Origin of the sequence: Leclercia adecarboxylata (assembly GCF_035787115.1) — a bacterium.
In the GTDB taxonomy this organism is placed as follows: domain Bacteria; phylum Pseudomonadota; class Gammaproteobacteria; order Enterobacterales; family Enterobacteriaceae; genus Enterobacter; species Enterobacter adecarboxylatus_E.
Map to the genome: position 1 here is coordinate 183,710 of NZ_JALKTL010000005.1, position 19,572 is coordinate 203,281.

The window sequence follows — 19,572 nt, forward strand, 5'->3', positions numbered from 1 at the left end:
CCTGCTTCGTTGACTACCCTTAGCAGAATCCGATATTTCAGGGAAATAACTGCCATGACAAGACGTTACCTGAGGATCCTGCTGGTGGGAAGCCTCTTTAGCCTGAGCGCCTGCGCGCAGCAAAGCGAAGTGCGTCAGATGAACCAGAGCATCAGTTCACTGAATACGACCATGAACAAGCTCAACCAGGAAACCGTCAAAATCACCCAACAGAATGCGCTGAACGCGAAATCAACCAGCGGCGTGTATTTGCTGCCGGGATCGAATACTCCTGCCCGCCTGAACAGCCAGATTGGCACGCTGCGCATGTCGCTGGTCAATGTGGCGCCAAATGCGGATGGTACCCGTGCCACGCTGCGCATTCAGGGAGAATCCAACGACCCGCTGCCGGCATTTAGCGCCACCGTGGAATGGGGCCAAATCCAGGGCACGACCGACAGCTTCCAGGAGCTGAACGTACAGACCCAGCTCATTAATGCCCCGGCCAGCGTGCTGGCACCCAGCGACGTCGACATCCCCCTACAGCTAAACGGTATGACGCCCGAGCAGCTCGGCTTTATCCGCATTCACGATATTCAGCCCGTCGCGCAATAATTCCCCCGCGGAACGTGTTTCGCGTTCCGCTCTCTTATGAAGTGTAAACATTGGCAACAAAAATGTTTGCCATTAGAATCCGCTTCGTCAAAAATACGCAAACGTGAACGCAATCGATTACGTGCATGAGAGATATGTGAAACAACACATATTTTTGTGAGCAAGGATTCCTATAATAGGCTCCCGGAAATACGAAATATTTAGAAACGCAATTCGCGCCTTTTTCACTCCCGTAAGGGATTTCAAATCAGTGGCATCATTATGAAAAAAACATTACTCGCAGCCGGTGCAGCCCTGGCTCTTTCTTCGACTTTCTCTGTGCAGGCAGCAGAAGATACCAAGCCGGAATATGTTTCCGACTGGTGGCACCAGAGCGTTAACGTCGTCGGCAGTTACCACACCCGTTTTGGACCGCAGATCCGCAACGATACTTACCTGGAATACGAAGCGTTTGCCAAGAAAGACTGGTTTGATTTCTATGGCTATATGGATGCGCCTGTCTTCTTCGGGGGTAACACTGACGCGAAAGGTATCTGGAACCACGGTTCTCCCCTGTTTATGGAAATCGAACCGCGTTTCTCTATCGATAAGCTGACCGGTACCAGCCTGGCATTTGGCCCGTTCAAAGAGTGGTACGTCGCGAACAACTACATTTACGATATGGGTCGCAACAAGTCCGGTCGTCAGAGCACCTGGTACATGGGTCTGGGTACTGACATCGATACTGGCCTGCCGATGAGCCTGTCCATGAACGTCTATGCCAAATACCAGTGGCAGAACTACGGCGCAGCGAACGAAAACGAGTGGGATGGCTACCGTTTCAAAGTGAAATACTTTGTGCCAATCACCCAGCTGTGGGGCGGCAACCTGAGCTATATCGGCTTCACCAACTTTGACTGGGGTTCAGATCTGGGCGATAACGATTTCCGTGACCTGAACGGCAAGAAAGCGCGCACCAACGACTCTATCGCCTCCAGCCACATCCTGGCGCTGAACTACGATCACTGGCACTACTCTGTTGTTGCCCGTTACTGGCACAACGGTGGTCAGTGGAACGACGACGCAAGCCTGAACTTCGGCGACGGTGACTTCAGCGTTCGTTCTACCGGCTGGGGTGGTTACCTGGTGGTAGGTTACAACTTCTAATCGATGCGGTTTTTACCGGCTAGCGGCTACGCCTTACCCGGCCTATAGCACGACAAAACCCGTAGACCCGCGCAGCGCAGCGCCGCCGGGCAAAAAAGCCAGCGTAAAAGCTGGCTTTTTTATTGCTCCACATTACGCAAAACGCCCTCGCGACAGCCAGGAGCAGGCAAAAAAAATCCCGGCCATAAGACCGGGATTTTGCTGACGGAACAAACGTTATGTTACGGCAGAATGGACGGCTGATCCGCCCCCTCTTTTTCCACTTTCTGCTGGAGCAGGTGCTCGCGCTTCATGCCCAGTTTCAACGCCAGCGCGGACGCGACGTAGATGGATGAGGCCGTACCAATGGAAACACCGATCAGCATGGTCAGCGAGAAGCCTTCCAGAATCGGGCCACCAAAGAGATACAACATCAGGATCACCATCAGGGTGGTCCCTGAAGTGATCAAGGTACGGTGCAGCGTCTGGGTCAACGACACGTTAAAGATTTCGTACGGCGTACCGCGACGGATCTTACGGAAGTTTTCACGGATACGGTCCGATACCACGATACTGTCGTTCAGCGAGTAACCGATAACGGACATCAGGGACGCCACGATAGTCAGGTCGATCTCAATGTGGAAGAGCGACAGCACCCCCATGGTGATCACCACGTCGTGCGCCAGCGCGATAACTACCCCGGCTGCCAGACGCCACTCGAAGCGGAAACCGACGTACGCCAGGATACAGAGCAGCGCCACCAGCAGCGCCATCGCGCCGGTCTGGGCCAGATCCGCACCCACGCTTGGGCCAACAAACTCAATACGTTTTACCGTCGCGTTCTGGCTGGTCGATTCGTTAATGACCTGAACGACCTTGCTGCCCAGTTCCTGGCTGCCGTTGGCATCCTTCACTGGCGGCATGCGCACCATGATGTCGCGGCTGCTGCCGAAGTTCTGCAGCAGCGGCTCTTCAAAGCCCGCCTTTTCAAGGGACTGGCGCATCTGATCCATGTCGACCGGTTTTTCCAGGGTGATCTCAATGACCGTACCGCCGGTAAAATCGAGCCCCCAGTTAAAGCCTTTTACGCCCATAATGGCGATGGACAGGATCAGCAGAAAACCTGATATGCCGAAGGCCCAGTAGTCCCAGCGCATAAAGTCCCAGACTTTACGGCCGTAGTTCAATTGTTCAACAGTATATTCCTGTGCCACAACGCACTCCTCAGATAGACAGCTTTTTAACGCGCTTGCCGCCGTACAGCAGGTTCACGATGGCACGGGTGCCGACAATAGCGGTAAACATTGACGTTGCCACACCGATACCGGTGGTGATAGCAAAGCCCTTGATCGCGCCGGTACCCACTGCATACAGGATAAGAACCTTAATCAGTGTTGTTACGTTCGCATCGAAGATGGAGCTGAACGCGCCCTTATAGCCTTCGTCGATAGCCTGTTGTACTGAACGCCCGTTGCTCAACTCTTCTTTGATACGTTCATTAATCAGTACGTTGGCATCAACCGCCACCGCAAGGGTCAGAACAATACCCGCAATACCTGGCATGGTCAGCGTAGCACCCGGCAGCAGGGACATGATGCCGACAATCAACACCAGGTTTGCAATCAGCGCAGAGGTCGCAATCAGACCAAACTTCTTATAGAAGAAGACCATGAAGATAATGGAGATCGCCAGACCGGCCAGACAGGCTTCCAGGCCCTGAGTGATGTTCTGCATACCCAGCGTTGGACCGATGGTACGCTCTTCAACAATCTGAATCGGCGCAATCAGCGCACCGGCACGCAGCAACAGCGAGAGCTGACGAGCTTCGTTCGGGTTGTTGATACCGGTGATACGGAAGCTATTGCCCAGGCGAGACTGGATATTGGCGATGTTAATCACCTCTTCCTCTTTCACCAGAACCGAACGGCCGTTGGCATCTTTTTTACCGCTGTCTTTGTACTCCACGAACAGGGTTGCCATCGGTTTACCGATGTTGTCCTTGGTGAAGTTAGACATGATGTTACCACCCGCGCTATCAAGCGAGATGTTAACCTGCGGCTGGTTGTATTCGTCCTGGCTGGAGGTCGAGTCAGTGATGTGGTCACCGGTCAGGATCACCCGCTTGTACATCACAACCGGCTGACCTTCACGGGTCTGTTTCACTTCAGAGTCGCCCGGTACGCGGCCAGAGGTGACAGCGGACTGATCGACGTTGGTGTTCACCAGACGGAATTCCAGGGTCGCGGTAGCGCCCAGAATCTCCTTCGCACGTGCAGTATCCTGGATACCCGGCAGTTCAACCACAATGCGGTCTGCGCCCTGACGCTGTACCAGCGGTTCAGCAACGCCAAGCTGGTTTACACGGTTACGCAGGATGTTGATGTTCTGCTGAACCGCGTATTCACGCGCTTCTTTCAGACGCTCATCGGTCATGACCGCGCGCAACTGGTTGCTACCCTGTGAAGAGATCACCAGATCGCGGTGACGCTGGGTCAGGTAATCCATCGCCTGATCGCGGGCATTGCTGTCGCGGAACGCGATGCTCATCCCGTAATTGTCTTCCTTACGCACGGTAGTGTAAGGGATGCCTTTATCGCGCAGATCGCTGCGCAGGCTATCAATGTTTTGTTCCTGAAGTTTTCCGAGTGCGGTTTCCATATCCACTTCCATCAGGAAGTGAACGCCGCCACGCAGGTCGAGGCCGAGTTTCATCGGCTCAGCGTTGATAGCAGCTAACCAGCGCGGCGTTGCAGGAGCAAGGTTCAACGCCACGACATATTTATCACCCATCACGCCCATCAGCGCTTCACGAGCGCGGAGCTGCGTGTCGGTGGAGTCGAAGCGAGCAAGAATTGCGCCCTCTTCCAGTGCCACAGACTTAGCGGTAATTTTTTCTTCTTGTAAAGTTTTCTGGACCTGGATCAGCGTTTGCTCACTGGCGGCGACGCCGCGCGCGCCAGTGATTTGAACAGCCGGATCCTCACCATACAGGTTGGGAAGCGCATACAGCAGGCCGACGACAATAACGACGACCAGCATGACGTACTTCCACAAAGGATAACGGTTTAACACGGCAGTTCCCTTTGGGAAAAGTTAATTACAGCGCCTTCATGGTGCCTTTCGGCAGAACGGCAGCAACGAAGTCACGTTTGATAACCACTTCAGTGGTGTCGTTCAGTGCGATAACGATGTAGCCATTATCAGCGACTTTGCTTACACGACCTACCAGACCACCGTTAGTCAGCACTTCATCGCCTTTCGCGATGGAGTCCATCAGCTTTTTGTGCTCTTTGGTGCGCTTCTGCTGTGGACGCAGGATCATGAAATAGAAGATCAGACCGAACACCACCAGCATCAGAATCAGAGACATCGGGCTGCCCTGCGCCGGTGCACCTGTTGCCGCTACCGCATCAGAAATAAAAAAGCTCATTAAAATTCCCTCATTAAATAAATTAATCAACGTTCAAAGGTGGGACATCCCGACCCTGACGTTGGTAAAAATCGGTCACGAAGCTCTCTAATTTACCCTCTTCGATAGCCTTGCGTAAACCAGCCATTAAGCGCTGGTAATAGCGAAGGTTATGAATCGTGTTGAGACGCGCGCCTAATATTTCATTACAACGATCAAGATGATGCAAATAGGCGCGAGAATAATTGCGACAGGTATAGCAATCGCACTCAGCATCGAGCGGGCTGGTGTCGCTTTTATGCTTCGCATTACGGATTTTTACCACGCCGTCGGTCACGAACAGGTGACCATTACGGGCGTTGCGGGTCGGCATAACGCAGTCGAACATATCAATGCCGCGACGAACGCCTTCAACCAGATCTTCTGGCTTACCGACGCCCATCAGGTATCGAGGTTTATCTGTTGGAATTTGCGGGCAAACATGCTCCAGAATTCGGTGCATATCTTCCTTCGGCTCCCCCACAGCCAGACCGCCGACAGCGTAGCCATCAAAACCTATCTCTACCAGACCTTTAACAGAGATATCGCGTAAATCTTCGTAAACGCTGCCCTGAATAATGCCAAACAGCGCATTTTTGTTCTGTAAAGCGTCAAAACGGTCGCGGCTGCGCTTCGCCCAACGCAGCGACATCTCCATCGAGCGCTTAGCGTAGTCCCAGTCCGCCGGGTATGGCGTACATTCGTCGAAAATCATCACGATATCGGAGCCGAGATCGTACTGAATCTCCATCGATTTTTCAGGATCGAGGAAAATCGGGTCGCCGTTGATCGGGTTGCGGAAATGCACGCCCTTTTCGGTGATCTTACGGATGTCACCAAGGCTGAAGACCTGGAAGCCACCGGAGTCGGTCAGGATCGGCCCTTTCCACTGCATAAAGTCATGCAGATCGCCGTGCAGCTTCATGATCTCCTGACCAGGACGCAGCCACAGGTGGAAGGTGTTACCGAGGATAATTTGCGCGCCTGTGGCTTCGACTTCTTCCGGCGTCATCCCTTTAACGGTGCCGTAAGTGCCCACAGGCATGAAAGCAGGCGTTTCTACTACGCCGCGATCGAACACCAGGCGGCCGCGACGAGCGCGACCATCGGTGGTATCAAGTTCAAATTTCATTTTCATTCCTCTGTGCCAGAAAAACAGTCCGACACATTATTCTGGTGCCGCGGACTTATTCCCCGACACGTTCATTCAAAGCCTGCGGATTGTACGTGATAAACATCGCGTCACCGTAACTAAAAAAGCGATATTTTTGTTCTACCGCAGTCTTGTAGGCATTCATGGTGTTTTGATAACCCGCAAATGCCGATACCAGCATGATCAGGGTCGATTCCGGCAGGTGGAAGTTGGTCACCAGCGCATCGATCACCTGATATTGATAACCCGGGTAGATGAAGATTTGTGTATCGTCGAAGAAAGGGGCGATCAGCGCATCTTTCGCAGCCTGGGCTGCGCTTTCCAGCGAACGAACTGAGGTGGTGCCGACAGCAATGACGCGGTTGCCGCGCGCTTTTGCCGCCATCACCGCGTCCACAACCTCCTGCGGCACTTCGGCATATTCGGAGTGCATGATGTGGTCTTCAATGCTGTCTACCCGCACCGGCTGGAAGGTGCCTGCGCCAACGTGCAGCGTTACAAACGCCATCTCAATGCCTTTTGCGCGCAGTTTTTCCAGCAGCGGTTCATCAAAGTGCAGGCCCGCGGTGGGCGCCGCAACGGCACCCGGCTTCTGGCTGTAGACGGTCTGATAGAGCTCGCGATCGGCATCTTCATCCGGACGATCGATATACGGCGGCAGCGGCATATGGCCGATGCTGTTAAGGATATCCAGCACCGGACGCTCATCATTGAACTGCACTTCGAACAGCGCATCGTGGCGCGCCACCATGGTGGCATTGATGCTCTCGTCATCGCCCAGCAGCAGCTCTGCGCCCGGCTTCGGTGCCTTGGAAGCGCGAATATGTGCCAGAATACGTTTATCATCGAGCATTCTTTCGACCAGCACCTCAATCTTGCCGCCGCTGGCTTTGCGGCCGAACAGACGGGCCGGGATCACGCGGGTGTTGTTGAACACCAGCAGGTCGCCCGGGTTGAGCTTGTCGAGCAGATCGGTGAATGTACCGTGCGTCAGCGCACCCGTCGGCCCATCCAGCGACAATAAGCGGCAGCTACTGCGCTCAGGCATGGGATAGTGGGCAATCAGGGACTCGGGTAAATCAAAGGAGAAATCGGCGACGCGCATGGCATATACTCGTGACTTAAAAACAGGCGGCTTAGTCTAGTGCTCACACCTCTTTGCTGCAACAACTAGCCTCGCTTCGGATAACGAATCGCATGAATTTTCTCGCTCACCTGCATCTCGCCCATCTTGCTGACAGCTCTCTTTCCGGCAACCTGCTGGCCGACTTTGTGCGCGGCAACCCTGCCGGGGATTACCCTGCCGACATCGTGGAGGGCATTTTTATGCACCGCCGGATTGATGTTCTCACCGACAACCTGCCCGAGGTCAAAGAGGCCAAAGAGTGGTTCCGCCCGGAAACCCGCCGCGTGGCCCCCATTACGCTGGATGTGATGTGGGATCATTTTGTCTCCCGCCACTGGGCGCAGCTCTCCCCCGAAATGCCGCTGCCGGCGTTTGTCCGCTACGCCCATGCCCAGGTGGCGCTCATTTTGCCCGACTCCCCGCCGCGGTTTGTGAATCTGAACAACTACCTGTGGTCAGAGCGCTGGCTTGAGCGCTATAGCGAAATGGATTTTATTCAGCGAGTGCTTAACGGCATGGCCAGCCGACGCCCGCGTCTCGATGCTCTGCGCGACTCATGGCAGGATCTGGATGCCCATTACGACGCGCTCGAGAAGCGCTTCTGGCAGTTCTATCCCCGCATGATGGAACAGGCGAAGCGTAAACAGCTTTAATATAAATATGATTGATAGGTAAAAGCTGGATTAACGATTGTCAGCGCCTCTTTGTCTTTCAGATGAACACTCTCTATAATGGCCCGCGTTGCGTTCCAAATAACCTTAGTAATCACAGGAGAATCATATGGTTCTGGTAACTCGTCCGGCTCCGGATTTTACAGCAGCAGCCGTTCTGGGCAGCGGTGAAATCGTTGAGAACTTCAACTTCAAACAGCACACCAACGGTAAAGCGACCGTTCTGTTCTTCTGGCCGATGGACTTCACCTTCGTTTGCCCGTCTGAGCTGATCGCGTTCGACAAACGTTACGAAGAATTCCAGAAGCGTGGCGTGGAAGTGGTTGGCGTCTCCTTCGACTCTGAGTTTGTACACAACGCATGGCGTAACACCCCTGTCGACAACGGCGGCATCGGTCCAGTGAAATACGCAATGGTTGCGGACATCAAACGCGAAATCCAGCAGGCTTACGGTATCGAGCATCCGGACGCTGGCGTTGCGCTGCGCGGCTCCTTCCTGATCGACGCTAACGGCATCGTGCGTCACCAGGTGGTGAACGATCTGCCACTGGGTCGTAACATCGACGAAATGCTGCGTATGGTTGACGCGCTGCAGTTCCACGAAGAGCACGGTGAAGTGTGCCCGGCTCAGTGGGAAAAAGGTAAAGAAGGTATGGCCGCTTCTCCGGCAGGCGTTGCTAAATACCTGACCGAGAACGTATCCAGCCTGTAATCGGCACGGTTTACGAAAAAGGCCCGCATCTGCGGGCCTTTTTTATGGCGTTACGCCGCGCCGTCTTTTTTGACTTCCCGCCAGATCCGCCAGGCCATCAGCGCCAGCGCACCCACCCCGAGCAGCAGCGCGCCCCACACCAGCAGCGTTTTCCAGCGTGCTTCTTGCTCGGCTGCCGAGGTAGCCGTCAGTCGTTCTTCCCCGCCCAGAGTGACGTCCTGTTGCGCCAACGCCCACGGCAGGGAGTCTATCGGGTGGGTGCTACGCAGCGACGCCGGGATTAGCATATCCAGCCCAATATCCGCCTTTTGCGCCGCCCGGTTTCCCCACGCCAGCATATAAGGGCCTTTCCCCTGGGCGTTGAACACCAGCTGATAGCTATCACGGGCACCGCTCATTTCAGGCAGCGGCTCCGGCAGGCGGGTATTAATGGTTTCCATCCGCACCGCTTCAACCGGCTGGCCGGAAAGGAGGATATCGTCCGAACGTTTTCCCTCCAGCTGGTAGAGCACGGTTTTGCTCAGCGGCTGCCAGGGCTCTTTTTCGCCACTGCGCCAGCTCAGCTCTACCGGTAATACGCCTTCATGTGACAGAGCGATCCTGAGCGAACTCAGCGGCTGGGGCTTTGTCCAGCGCCAGACCATCTGGTCCTCACCCGCTTTTTCCGCCCGCGCGCCAATCACAACGCGTTCGGGTTCCGGCTCGCGGCTATCGGCAATGGCGCTGACGCTGTTCAATGCCAGCGCCGGGCTTTGCGAATCCAGGATCACCAGCACATATCGTGTACCTTCGCCAGACAGCGTCAGTCTGGCGCTGATGGTATCCATCTTCAGTCGATCGTTATCGCGCCTCAGATCCATCAGAGGCGAATTTTGCTGCACCTGTCGCCAGTAGCGTAGATCCCGGCTGACATATACCGACGCTTTACCCTGCCAGCTGCCCGACGGCGTGTTCCAGTTCAGGCGTAGTTGCGCCAGATGAAAGGCATCTTTTCTCTCTTCGGGCAGCGTCAGTAAATAACTCTGGCCAAAGGTTTTAACCTCATCGCTTTCCAGATGAATTTCTATGCCGCTCTTTGAGCGTAAAACAACGGATGCCGAACCACTACTCTCCTGTTCCGCCGACGAGACCGGCGCCATATCAAGGGGGAAGAGCCGCAGATCCACCGTTTCTGGCGCCACGGGCTGCTGTTTTTGCACGTCGAGGGCAAACGGCACCGCGTCACCCCGATGGTTGAAGACCCGGACATCACGCAGGTCCGTCCACGCCGTGGTCTGATATACCGCCTGCGGCAGCGCAACACGATACCAGGGCGATGTGTCGAACGTTTCCAGCATCATCCCCGTGGCATAATCCTGCGGCGTTTCCCCTGCCTTATCGTTTGCCGATGCCGGTCCGGCCGCACCTAACAGCACGCCCCATAACACCGCTTTCATCCATTTCATTTTGCTTCTCCTGCTTTTGGCGGTAACGGAGAGAAATACCCGACGATTAACACCAGAATAGCCACGCCGATAAACGCGATTGCCCGCGCCAGCCCGCCGCCACCTGCGCTGTCCACCAGCATCAGTTTCACAATCACAATCCCCAGCAGCACCGCGCCGCACAGCCACTGGCGTCGGGAGTGGCGCCGGGTGGCATGAAGCATGATCACCAGCGCCGCCAGCATCCACACCAGCGCAAAGGCGGTCTGAACCAGCCGCGAATCCCACAGCGCAGCCGCCTCCCAGGCAATTTCTCCGTACCAGGCCAACGCCCGCAGCAGCATGCCGTTCAGCCACCAGCAGATAAGAGCTATCAATGCGCTAACAGGCCAGGGGCGAGAGACGGAGATATACACCGGGAAATAGCGCAACGCAGCGCGATACAATATCACCAGCCCCAGCAACGCCAGCGCCGCCCCCTCCTCCAGCGGATTGATAAACGGCAGGTAGCTCTGACGATAAACCACGCCATCCTGAAAATTGGTCAGCACTAACAGGCCTGTTAATGCCGCCGCTACCGGCAGCATCGCCTGTACTCCATACAGCGCAGGCCAGACGTGGAAAGGCCAGACCTTTCGACGTACCGCCTCGTTAATCAGGAAGATGGTCAGGCCGCCCGCCGCCATCATCAGGCCACTTCCCCAGGCCGCCATGCCCCACGGCAGATCGCGTGCAAACCAGAAAAGCTCGATCGCCAGCGCCAGCAGAACTATCCAGAAAAGCGATAAATGCGCCAGTACAGACAGGCGCGGCGGCAATGCCTCGCCGTCGCGCCAGAGCAGCGCCAGCGCCGCAGGTAACGCAAAACACCACGCCAGATTCGACCAGCCAGCGGCGAAGATCTGCTGCTGGGATATCTGGTATATCAGCACCACTAACATCACTGGCCACAGCAGCCATTTACTGTGATCCAGCGCCTGCCATGCCAGCCGACCCGCGACACTACGCCAGCCCCAGACCGATATCGCCAGCAGCCCCAGTACGCCCGCCAGCACCCGTGAGTCGTTGGTCAGCACCCACTGTGATGCGCCCGCCAGCGCGACAATCCAGAAAAGTACTCCGCCTGCAAGAAGCCCCAGGCTGACCTGACGCTGAACCCTGTGCCAAAGCCATGAACCCGCCAGCCAGCACAGGCTGAGAACCGCGAAGATCAGCATCAGAGACAGCGGTGCTGTGCCGTTAGCCTGCGCCCATAACGCACTGCATAGCGCCAGTACAAGCAGCGCCGTACCGCTGTAAGCCATGCGTCGCTGGTTTTGTTGCATGCCCAGCCAGAGGATCCCCAGCCCTTCCAGCGCCCAGGCCATCGCGGTCCAGCGCGCCGATAGCGCCAGAGGAACAGCGAGGGTGATAAAGGCTCCGCCAAGCGCCAGCGCAGCCAGTACCAGCGGCCTTCCCGCAGAAGGGTAACGACGCAACGCCAGCCAGGCTAACGCCACATAGAAACCGCCGTACCCCAGGGCGCTGAGTGCCGGACCATATTCCCAGTGACGGGTAATGGCATACTGCATGCCAAAGCCCACCAGCGGCGGCGCAAACAGCAGCACGCCATCAATAATTTGCTTACCTTTCTCCTGCGCACGTAGCGACAGCGCCACGCTCAGTACGCCAAAAAGGATCGTATTTGCAATCAGGAACAGCTGACAGCTCAGGTAGTACGCCGGTTGCCAGGCATTCGCTCCCCACAATCCCCCAACGCCAAAGGTAAAGACCAGGCCGAGCAGGTTCAGCTCCCGCCAGTGCTGCCAGATGCTGATAGCGAGAATGCCCACGGAAAGCAGAAGATAAAACGAGAACAGCGCCACATGGTTGCCGCCGCCGCTGGAGAGCAGCAACGGCGCCAGATAACCGCCGAGGCTTGCCAGCATCGCCAGGCTGAGCGCCTTTTGCAGGATAGCCAGCCCTACGCTCGCGGCGCATATCACCACCAGCAACGCAAAAGCCAGCGTCATCGGCAGCATTTGCCACAAGCGGAACGCGCCAAAAACGGTGAGATAGAGCGCGCCTGTCGCGCCTCCCTGTAAAATCAGCGCATAAACCCGCTGTTTATGACGCAGTCGCCATCCTGCCGCCAGCAGAACAAAGGCAAACAGGGCTGCCGCCACCAGACGTAATTCAAGGGGGAACAGTGCATGTTCAACCGTATAGCGCAGCAGGAAAGAGAGGCCGAAGAACAGGAGCAAAATACCGAGCTTCGCCAGCGGGTTGCCCTGCATAAACCAGCGTACCAGCGAGGTAATAATACCTCCCACTGCAGAAGACTCTCTGGCAGTGGTGGCCAGGTTATCTGAAGCTGGCTCACTGGCTACGGGTACAGGCTTCGCACGGGCGAGCCACGGATCGGCGGGCTCGGGCATCACTGAGGCTACTGGCTCCGCGGCCATAGCGGTTGCCTCAGTCGCCTCAGGCTCGATCCGTTCCGCTGTCGTCTGTATCCTTTCAGGCTGCGGCATCAAAGGCTTTTCCGCCACGCCGCGCTGTTCAAGCTCCTCAACCCGACGGCGCAGGAGCGCCAGCTCAAAGCGAAGCGCCGAGCTGCGGTTAATCGCCACTATCGCGAGGATGGGCACCACCACTCCCACGAACACTAAAATAATGCAGCCAAAGATCAGGAGCTCATCCATGTTTCCACCTTCCACCCTATTCAGGTAGAGCAGATTGACACAAATTGTTGCATTTACGCTATCCCTGACAATAAAACTAGTCGGTTTTCAGATATTCTTCCCACCCGCCGGGCCTGCGGATTGGCCTTTTCTCACGTTCAGAACGCGCAGGCAAGAACAGGCGGCAGGCGCGCAGCCCCTGCCGCACTGCAAGATTAATTACCGAACCAGACGGACGCCGAGATCGCAGGAAGCGACAGCACACCATCCTGTGCCACCCCTTTTCCCTCCTTCAGCTGCCACTGCTTTACGTTCAGCAGCGGTGAGTCGCCCATCACCACTTCACAGGCCTCACCCCGGTTAATGGCCACCAGCACCCGTTGCTGGTTGTAGACGCGCATAAACACCACCACGTTGTCGTGGGCGTACACCACCTGACAACCGCCGTAGCGCAGCGCCTGGCTCTGTTTGCGCAGCTTGATCACTCGCTGATACAACGCCAGCAGCGTCGCGTCCTGCTTCTCAGCCTCCCACGGGAAAGTCTTCCGGCAGAACGGGTCATTATTCCCGTCGAGCCCCACCTCGTCGCCGTAGTAAATGCACGGCACGCCAGGCCAGGTAAACAGCCAGGTGACCGCCAGCGGCAGGCGGGCGACATCTTTACCAAGTAGGGATTTGAAGCGGGCAGTGTCGTGGCTGTCGAGCTGGTTAAACATGCGTAACTGCTGCTGATGCGAAAGGCTGGCGCGGTAGTTATCCATCCATTTCATGCAGGTTTCGGCGTCGATCTGCTGCGGATCGTAGGAGATATCGGTATTGGCGAGGAAGCCCCACAGCGGGAAGGTGAAACCGCGATAGTTCATGGCCGAATCTTCTGCGTCGGCCTGCAGCCACTGGCGGGCATCGCCGAAGTGTTCGCCAAAGACGAAAGCATCCGGATTGGCCTGTTTCGCCGAACGAGTGATCCCGGTGACGTGCTGCAGATTATGCCGTGCCCCGCCCCCTTCCCCGAGCATGTGCACCACGTCCAGCCGCCAGCCGTCCATACTCCAGGGCGCTTTCAGCCAGTGGCGAACGATACTGTCCTCGCCGCCGTAGATCTCCTCTACCACGCCCGGAGACTGGTAATCCAGCTTCGGTAGACTGGCGTATCCCAGCCAGTCAAGAGCGCGGCCCTCATCGTCAAAGCTGTACCAGTCGCGCTGGGGCGAGTCCGGGTTGTGACAGGCGCCACCCGTGCCGCGATTGTGGCGGTCAAACCAGCCGTGGGAGTCCCCGCTGTGGTTAAACACACCATCGAGGATGAGACGCATCCCCTCCCGGTGGGTATTCTCCCGCAGGCGCAACAGGGCCACGTCGCCGCCAAACCGCTCATCCACATGGCGGTAATCCTCCGTGTCGTACTTGTGCACGCTGGGGGCGACAAATACAGGGTTGAGATAGAGCGCCGTTATGCCGAGCTTTTTCAGATACGGCAGCTTTTCGCTGATGCCGTCGAGATCGCCGCCATAAAAGGTCGATCCTCCTGCCTGGGCGGTCACTGGCTCATCCCACTCGCGAAAGAGGGTCTCATGACCTGCGGCATGGTGATGATAGGTTTGATCCAGCTGCGGATTGCGCCGCTGGCTGCGGGCAAAGCGGTCCGGGAAGATTTGATAGAAGACCTGCTCGACCACCCACTGCGGCCCGGCATCCGGGTAATCGACGGCGAACTGCTCCAGCCGTGCGGGCGGGAAGCGGCTGAACCCTTGCGGAGTGAACCACAACTGGCGGTTATGCCAGAGCATTTTGAAACTGTAGCGGCGACGCGGCTGCCCTTTCTCCACGTCGATGGTTGCCCGCCAGGCCGTCACGCCGGGGTGCGGCTGGCTGCGCTGCTTGTGCATCGGCAGCGAGGTCTCTTCGTTATCGAATTCAGCGCGTAGCGTCACCCGCTCAGGCAGGTTTTCCCCGGTCAGCCACAGCGTGATGACCAGCTTGTCATTGTTTTGCTTAACAAATGGGGCAACCGGCAGGTGCCATGCATTCAACATCTTTTATCCCCTTTCCCAGAAATGAGGTCACCTTGCCACAGGGTAGTTGATGTTCACTCCTCACGGAGAAGTTTATTGGGGGAGGAGAAAGGGGGAGGAGAAAAATGCCCGGCTTTTGCCGGGCATTATGGTTACTGTGCTTCTGCGAACTGGCGCTCGCGGCGGCGTTTGAACACCCATCCCACCAGCAGCAGTCCAATCCAGGCAAAGCCGACATACAGCGAGATGCGGGTTTCCGGATGGTAGCCAATCAGGCCGATAATAAAGACGAGGAAGATCAGGCCAGCAACGGTACTTGCCACGCCGCCCGGCACTTTAAACTTCAGCGCTTTCACTTCGTCAGGGGACAAACGACGACGGAAGCCAATCTGCGACATCAGAATCATGATCCACACCCAGACGGTGGCAAAGGTTGCCAGCGACGCAATCACCAGGAAGACGTTCTCCGGCATGATGTAGTTGAGATAGACCGACAGCAGCAACGCTACGGTCATCACCAGCACCGTCACCCACGGCGTACCGCGGCGGGAGGTTTTGGCAAATGCTTTCGGCGCACTGCCCTGCTCGGCCATACCGTGCAACATACGCCCTACGCCGAAAACATCGGCGTTAATGGCGGAGAGCGAGGCGGTCAGCACCACAAAGTTAAGAATACTGGCGGCAAAAGTGATCCCCAGGTGCTGGAACGTGAGCACGAAGGGGCTACCGTTGGTGCCGACCAGGTTCCACGGGTAGATGGACATGATGACAAACAGCGTGCCCACGTAGAAAACCAGGATACGCATCGGCACCGAGTTGATGGCGCGTGGGATGGATTTCTCAGGATCCTTCGCTTCACCGGCGGTAATACCGATGATTTCTATTCCGCCGTAGGCAAACATCACCATCTGCAGCGACATCACCATCCCAATCCAGCCGTTACTGAAGAAGCCGCCGTTGCTCCACAGGTTGTGGATGCCGGTCGGCTCACCGCCGTTGCCGATACCCCAGATGATGATGCCAATTCCGGCGGCAATCATGACGATGATAGTGGCGACCTTAAAGAAGGAGAACCAGAATTCCAGTTCGCCAAACACCTTCACGCTCATCAGGTTGATGGCGCAGATAATCAGCACCACGCTGAGCACCCAGATCCAGTGCGGCACCGTCGGGAACCAGACGCCCATATAAATGCCAAATGCCGTCACGTCGGCAATGGCGACAATCAGGATTTCAAAACAGTAGGTCCAGCCGGTGAGATACCCTGCAAGCGGGCCTAAGTTGTCTTGCGCATAGCGGGAGAAGGAGCTGGCTGAAGGGTTATGTACGGACATCTCCCCCAACGCACGCATGATGATGTAAGCGGCGACACCGCCGATAAGATACGCCAGCAGAACGCTGGGACCGGCCATTTTGATGGCATCTGCCGAGCCATAAAAAAGACCAGTACCGATTGCAGAACCCAGCGCCATAAAGCGGATGTGGCGGGCGCTTAATCCACGCTTGAGTTTGTTAGTGCTTTCCATTTGTTGTCATGCCATTTCAGACTAAAAAAAACAAAAAACCACGGGGCATTACGCCCCGTGGTTAAACATTCAGCCGTTGATTAATGGACGTTCGATGTAACCTGACGCCCTGCAGCACGATCCCAGATAATTGCCAGTACCAGTGCAACAACGGTAGGCATCAGCCACGCCAGACCCTGTTCAGACAGCGGCAGACGCTGTGTCCAGGCAGGCAGAATGGCGCTGATAGCGGATGCCTTAATACCGTCAAGCATACCAAAAAGCAGACTGATAAACATTGCCGGGGCGATAATTCGTGAGGAATTATGCCACCAGCCGCGGGTGAAGCTCAGCACCACCAGCACGATACACGGCGGGTAGATGGTGGTCAGAACCGGAATAGAGACCTGAATCAGGTGGCTCAAGCCCAGGTTCGATACGGCCATGGAGAAGCCACCAAGAATAAATACCAGCGCACGGTAAGAGAGCGGAACGTACTGGGCGAAGAACTCCGCACAGGCGCAGGTCAGGCCAACCGCCGTTACCAGACAGGCCAGGAAGATCAGGATAGCCAGCATCATGCTGCCCGCGCCGCCGAAGGTATGCTGAACGTAAGCGTGCAGGATCGCCGCACCGTTCGCCCCCTGGTCAACCAGCACGCTGCTGTCGGAACCCAGACGGAACAGCGCCAGATAGAGCAGCGCCAGCCCGGCGCCCGCCATCAGGCCAGCCCACACGGTATAGCGGGTCAGCAGACGCGCTTCGGTCACGCCGCGGGAACGTGCTGCGTTAACGATCACGATACCAAATGCCATCGCCCCCAGCGTATCCATGGTCAGATAGCCGTTCACAAAACCGTTAGAGAAAGCCGCGTTTTGGTAGGCTTCGGTCGCAGTACTCAGCGGGCCAGCAGGCCAGACGATCGCCGCGACCGCCAGCACTACCAGCGCCAGGATCTTCAACGGTGCCAGGAAGTTACCCACGGTATCCAGCAGTTTGCCCGGATAGAGCGACACCAGAATGACAATCCCGAAATAGACCAGGCTGTAGATAAACAGCGGCAGCGGACCATCACCGGTCAGCGGGGCGATCCCCACTTCAAAGGAGACGGTCGCCGTACGCGGCGTGGCAAACAGCGGGCCAATCGCCAGGTAGCAGACCACGGCCAGCAATACCCCGGCTACTTTGCCAATCGGTACGCTGAGGCTGTCAACGCCGCCGCCGACTTTCGCCAGCGCAACGACGGTCAGTACAGGCAGACCTACGGCGGTAATCAGAAAGCCAATTGCGGCTGTCCAGACGTGTTCACCCGCCTGCAAGCCAACCATTGGAGGAAAGATAATGTTGCCAGCGCCAACGAACAGCGCAAATGTCATAAAGCCCAGTGCGATGATATCGCGCGATTTCAATTGATGGGTCATAAAACCTTACTGCCTGTGGATGTGGTGTTGAAAACGTTGAATTTTTCGCTATCCCATGCGGAACAAAACAGCGGAAAAAATGTGCAATCTCAGCGGGAAATGCTTCCCAACCGGCGTGGAGAAGAATAGTTTTTCGATTTACCACGCAAATACAGTCTGTCCGACGATATCAGGGGGGCAATTTAAACGCTTATAACGTTTAAAGGCAATATGGGATCTCAAAACCAGAACAATATGCCAGCCTGAAACACAGAGATGGAACATTACACCATTTATAAGAAAAACTCATGGCTAATCATGCGAACAAAAAAGCAACAAGCGTATAAAATTTACTCGCGCTTCGCTGGCGTGCAAAGCAAACAGGCCAGCTTACGCTGGCCTGTGGCAATATCTGATTACAGAGACGCCGTCAGGCGCTGTTACTGGCAATTAAACGTTCCGGGATCACGAAGCTGAAACGCGTGCTTTTACCCGGCGTACTGACGATATCGAGGCGGCTGTCGTGATGATTGATGGCGTGTTTAACAATCGCCAGCCCCAGGCCACTGCCGCCCGTCTGCCGGGATCGCGCTTTATCCACCCGATAAAAGCGCTCGGTAAGACGAGGAATATGTTCTGGGCCAATACCCGGGCCATTATCCTCCACGCTGAATTCCGCCCCCGTTGGCGCATGCTGCCAGCGCACGGTGATGTGCGTTCCCGCCGGGGTATGATTCACCGCGTTATAGACCAGGTTTGAAATCGCGCTGCGCAGCTCATCGCTACTGCCGCGCACTTTCAGGGTGTTATCCACTTCGAAAGTAAGCTGGTGCTGCTGCTGGCTTAAGGTCTGCGCTTCGCGCTCCAGCATCCGCAGCATCATTGGCACGTCGATAGTTTCATTCAGCGCCAGCGTTGGCGCCGCCTCAATGCGGGACAGGGTCAACAACTGCTTCACCAGACCTTCCATGCGCTGCGTCTGCTCGCGCATGGTGTGCAGCGCTTTTTCCCGCGGGGCGCCTTCCAGCGTCTGCTCCTGCATCATCTCCAGATAGCCCTGCAACACCGTCAACGGCGTGCGTAACTCATGGCTGACGTTGGCGAAGAAATTGCGTCGCGCCCCTTCAAGCTGGTGCATTTGCGTCACGTCCCGCGCCACCATCAACCACTGTTGGTCGCTGTAGGGCATCACGCGGATCTCCAGATGGCGTCCGTTGTTCATGACCAGATTGTGCGGGCGGGTGAAGTCGCGTTTTTTCAGATACTGCGCGAACTCCGGATAACGCAAAAGGTTGAGAATGTTTTGTCCATTATCATCCGGCCAGCGCAGCCCCAGTAGCTGCTGCGCCAGTCCGTTGCACCAGAACATCGTCCCCTCTTCGGTGGTCATCACCACCGCATCCGGCAGCGATTCCGCACCGCTGCGAAAGCGTTTGATCAGGCTACCCAGCTCGCGTCGGCGTTTTTTATTACGCATCTGCATCTGGTGCAGGCCATACAGGAGGGGTTCCCAGCTGCCGCTTCCAGGCGGTGGCGTCATGCTTCTGTCAACCCACAGCCACCAGGAGAGGCGGAGTAAATTCCAGAAATGCCAGACCAGCAGTCCCGTGACTGCCACCAGTAAAAACCAGGGTAAATAACCGAAAACGGCCCCGAGGATCAGGGCCGGAATGCAGCACAGTACCAGTTCAAAACAGAGCCTTTTCCATGACAGACGTTCCAGCACGCGTCACACTCCT

The 19,572-nt window shown here is 56.4% G+C and carries 15 protein-coding genes; 4 read left to right on the forward strand and 11 right to left on the reverse strand.

All coding sequences use genetic code 11. From position 1 onward, the window contains the following. Positions 1 to 54: 54 nt before the first annotated feature. Positions 55 to 594, forward strand: coding sequence for a DUF3251 domain-containing protein (locus MXM41_RS16690; protein ID WP_325933172.1), 540 nt, complete (start codon positions 55 to 57; stop codon positions 592 to 594). A gap of 261 nt (positions 595 to 855) precedes the next feature. Then, positions 856 to 1,740 (forward strand): nucleoside-specific channel-forming protein Tsx, encoded by an 885-nt coding sequence (locus MXM41_RS16695; RefSeq protein WP_325933173.1) that lies wholly within the window; start codon positions 856 to 858, stop codon positions 1,738 to 1,740. A 221-nt stretch (positions 1,741 to 1,961) separates the two neighbouring features. On the opposite strand, the gene secF is transcribed toward MXM41_RS16695, so the two are convergent. The 5 genes from secF to queA are packed head-to-tail and all read right to left on the reverse strand — an operon-like array spanning position 1,962 to position 7,425. Then, the gene (gene secF, locus MXM41_RS16700) at positions 1,962 to 2,933 is read right to left on the reverse strand and encodes a protein translocase subunit SecF (RefSeq protein WP_325933174.1); all 972 of its coding nucleotides are present in this window, start codon (positions 2,931 to 2,933) and stop codon (positions 1,962 to 1,964) included. Positions 2,934 to 2,943: 10 nt separating this feature from the next. Next, complete coding sequence (gene secD / locus MXM41_RS16705; RefSeq protein ID WP_325933175.1) at positions 2,944 to 4,791, reverse strand: protein translocase subunit SecD; 1,848 nt, start codon at positions 4,789 to 4,791, stop codon at positions 2,944 to 2,946. Positions 4,792 to 4,816: 25 nt separating this feature from the next. Then, on the reverse strand, positions 4,817 to 5,149 hold the full coding sequence (gene yajC / locus MXM41_RS16710) for a preprotein translocase subunit YajC (RefSeq protein WP_032616800.1): 333 nt from the start codon (positions 5,147 to 5,149) through the stop codon (positions 4,817 to 4,819). 22 nt (positions 5,150 to 5,171) lie between these two features. Continuing rightward, complete coding sequence (gene tgt, locus MXM41_RS16715) at positions 5,172 to 6,299, reverse strand: tRNA guanosine(34) transglycosylase Tgt (protein ID WP_325933176.1); 1,128 nt, start codon at positions 6,297 to 6,299, stop codon at positions 5,172 to 5,174. 55 nt (positions 6,300 to 6,354) lie between these two features. Then, the gene (gene queA / locus MXM41_RS16720) at positions 6,355 to 7,425 is read right to left on the reverse strand and encodes a tRNA preQ1(34) S-adenosylmethionine ribosyltransferase-isomerase QueA (protein ID WP_325933177.1); all 1,071 of its coding nucleotides are present in this window, start codon (positions 7,423 to 7,425) and stop codon (positions 6,355 to 6,357) included. Positions 7,426 to 7,517: 92 nt separating this feature from the next. Between queA and acpH the strand changes: the two genes are divergently transcribed. Both acpH and MXM41_RS16730 read left to right on the forward strand, forming a co-directional pair. Continuing rightward, positions 7,518 to 8,099 (forward strand): ACP phosphodiesterase, encoded by a 582-nt coding sequence (gene acpH / locus MXM41_RS16725; RefSeq protein WP_325933178.1) that lies wholly within the window; start codon positions 7,518 to 7,520, stop codon positions 8,097 to 8,099. Between the two features lie 127 nt (positions 8,100 to 8,226). Then, positions 8,227 to 8,829 carry a peroxiredoxin C gene (locus tag MXM41_RS16730; protein WP_032616797.1) on the forward strand — a complete coding sequence of 201 codons (603 nt, stop codon included), beginning with the start codon at positions 8,227 to 8,229 and terminating at the stop codon, positions 8,827 to 8,829. 50 nt (positions 8,830 to 8,879) lie between these two features. On the opposite strand, the gene MXM41_RS16735 is transcribed toward MXM41_RS16730, so the two are convergent. From MXM41_RS16735 to phoR, 6 genes are all read right to left on the reverse strand, one after another. After that, positions 8,880 to 10,274, reverse strand: a complete 1,395-nt coding sequence (locus MXM41_RS16735) for a DUF3999 domain-containing protein (protein ID WP_325933179.1) — start codon at positions 10,272 to 10,274, stop codon at positions 8,880 to 8,882. Then, a complete protein-coding gene (locus MXM41_RS16740) occupies positions 10,271 to 12,937 on the reverse strand; it encodes a DUF2339 domain-containing protein (protein WP_325933181.1) in 2,667 nt (888 codons plus the stop codon). The genes MXM41_RS16735 and MXM41_RS16740 overlap by 4 nt, the downstream gene beginning before the upstream one ends. 194 nt (positions 12,938 to 13,131) lie before the next feature. Next, positions 13,132 to 14,949, reverse strand: coding sequence for a maltodextrin glucosidase (gene malZ / locus MXM41_RS16745; protein WP_325933182.1), 1,818 nt, complete (start codon positions 14,947 to 14,949; stop codon positions 13,132 to 13,134). 131 nt (positions 14,950 to 15,080) lie between these two features. Next, positions 15,081 to 16,454, reverse strand: a complete 1,374-nt coding sequence (gene proY / locus MXM41_RS16750) for a proline-specific permease ProY (RefSeq protein WP_325933183.1) — start codon at positions 16,452 to 16,454, stop codon at positions 15,081 to 15,083. A gap of 80 nt (positions 16,455 to 16,534) precedes the next feature. Beyond that, complete coding sequence (gene brnQ, locus MXM41_RS16755; RefSeq protein WP_325933184.1) at positions 16,535 to 17,854, reverse strand: branched-chain amino acid transporter carrier protein BrnQ; 1,320 nt, start codon at positions 17,852 to 17,854, stop codon at positions 16,535 to 16,537. Between the two features lie 409 nt (positions 17,855 to 18,263). Continuing rightward, on the reverse strand, positions 18,264 to 19,559 hold the full coding sequence (gene phoR / locus MXM41_RS16760; protein WP_325933185.1) for a phosphate regulon sensor histidine kinase PhoR: 1,296 nt from the start codon (positions 19,557 to 19,559) through the stop codon (positions 18,264 to 18,266). Positions 19,560 to 19,572: the final 13 nt, after the last annotated feature.

What these genes read in the sequence shown, in the direction of transcription:
- MXM41_RS16690 (WP_325933172.1), top strand. Translation starts at nt 55, where the DNA reads ATGACAAGACGTTACCTGAGGATCCTGCTGGTGGGAAGCCTCTTTAGC.
- MXM41_RS16695 (WP_325933173.1), top strand. Translation starts at nt 856, where the DNA reads ATGAAAAAAACATTACTCGCAGCCGGTGCAGCCCTGGCTCTTTCTTCG.
- yajC (WP_032616800.1), bottom strand. Translation starts at nt 5,149, where the DNA reads ATGAGCTTTTTTATTTCTGATGCGGTAGCGGCAACAGGTGCACCGGCG.
- tgt (WP_325933176.1), bottom strand. Translation starts at nt 6,299, where the DNA reads ATGAAATTTGAACTTGATACCACCGATGGTCGCGCTCGTCGCGGCCGC.
- queA (WP_325933177.1), bottom strand. Translation starts at nt 7,425, where the DNA reads ATGCGCGTCGCCGATTTCTCCTTTGATTTACCCGAGTCCCTGATTGCC.
- acpH (WP_325933178.1), top strand. Translation starts at nt 7,518, where the DNA reads ATGAATTTTCTCGCTCACCTGCATCTCGCCCATCTTGCTGACAGCTCT.
- MXM41_RS16730 (WP_032616797.1), top strand. Translation starts at nt 8,227, where the DNA reads ATGGTTCTGGTAACTCGTCCGGCTCCGGATTTTACAGCAGCAGCCGTT.
- MXM41_RS16735 (WP_325933179.1), bottom strand. Translation starts at nt 10,274, where the DNA reads ATGAAATGGATGAAAGCGGTGTTATGGGGCGTGCTGTTAGGTGCGGCC.
- MXM41_RS16740 (WP_325933181.1), bottom strand. Translation starts at nt 12,937, where the DNA reads ATGGATGAGCTCCTGATCTTTGGCTGCATTATTTTAGTGTTCGTGGGA.
- malZ (WP_325933182.1), bottom strand. Translation starts at nt 14,949, where the DNA reads ATGTTGAATGCATGGCACCTGCCGGTTGCCCCATTTGTTAAGCAAAAC.
- proY (WP_325933183.1), bottom strand. Translation starts at nt 16,454, where the DNA reads ATGGAAAGCACTAACAAACTCAAGCGTGGATTAAGCGCCCGCCACATC.
- brnQ (WP_325933184.1), bottom strand. Translation starts at nt 17,854, where the DNA reads ATGACCCATCAATTGAAATCGCGCGATATCATCGCACTGGGCTTTATG.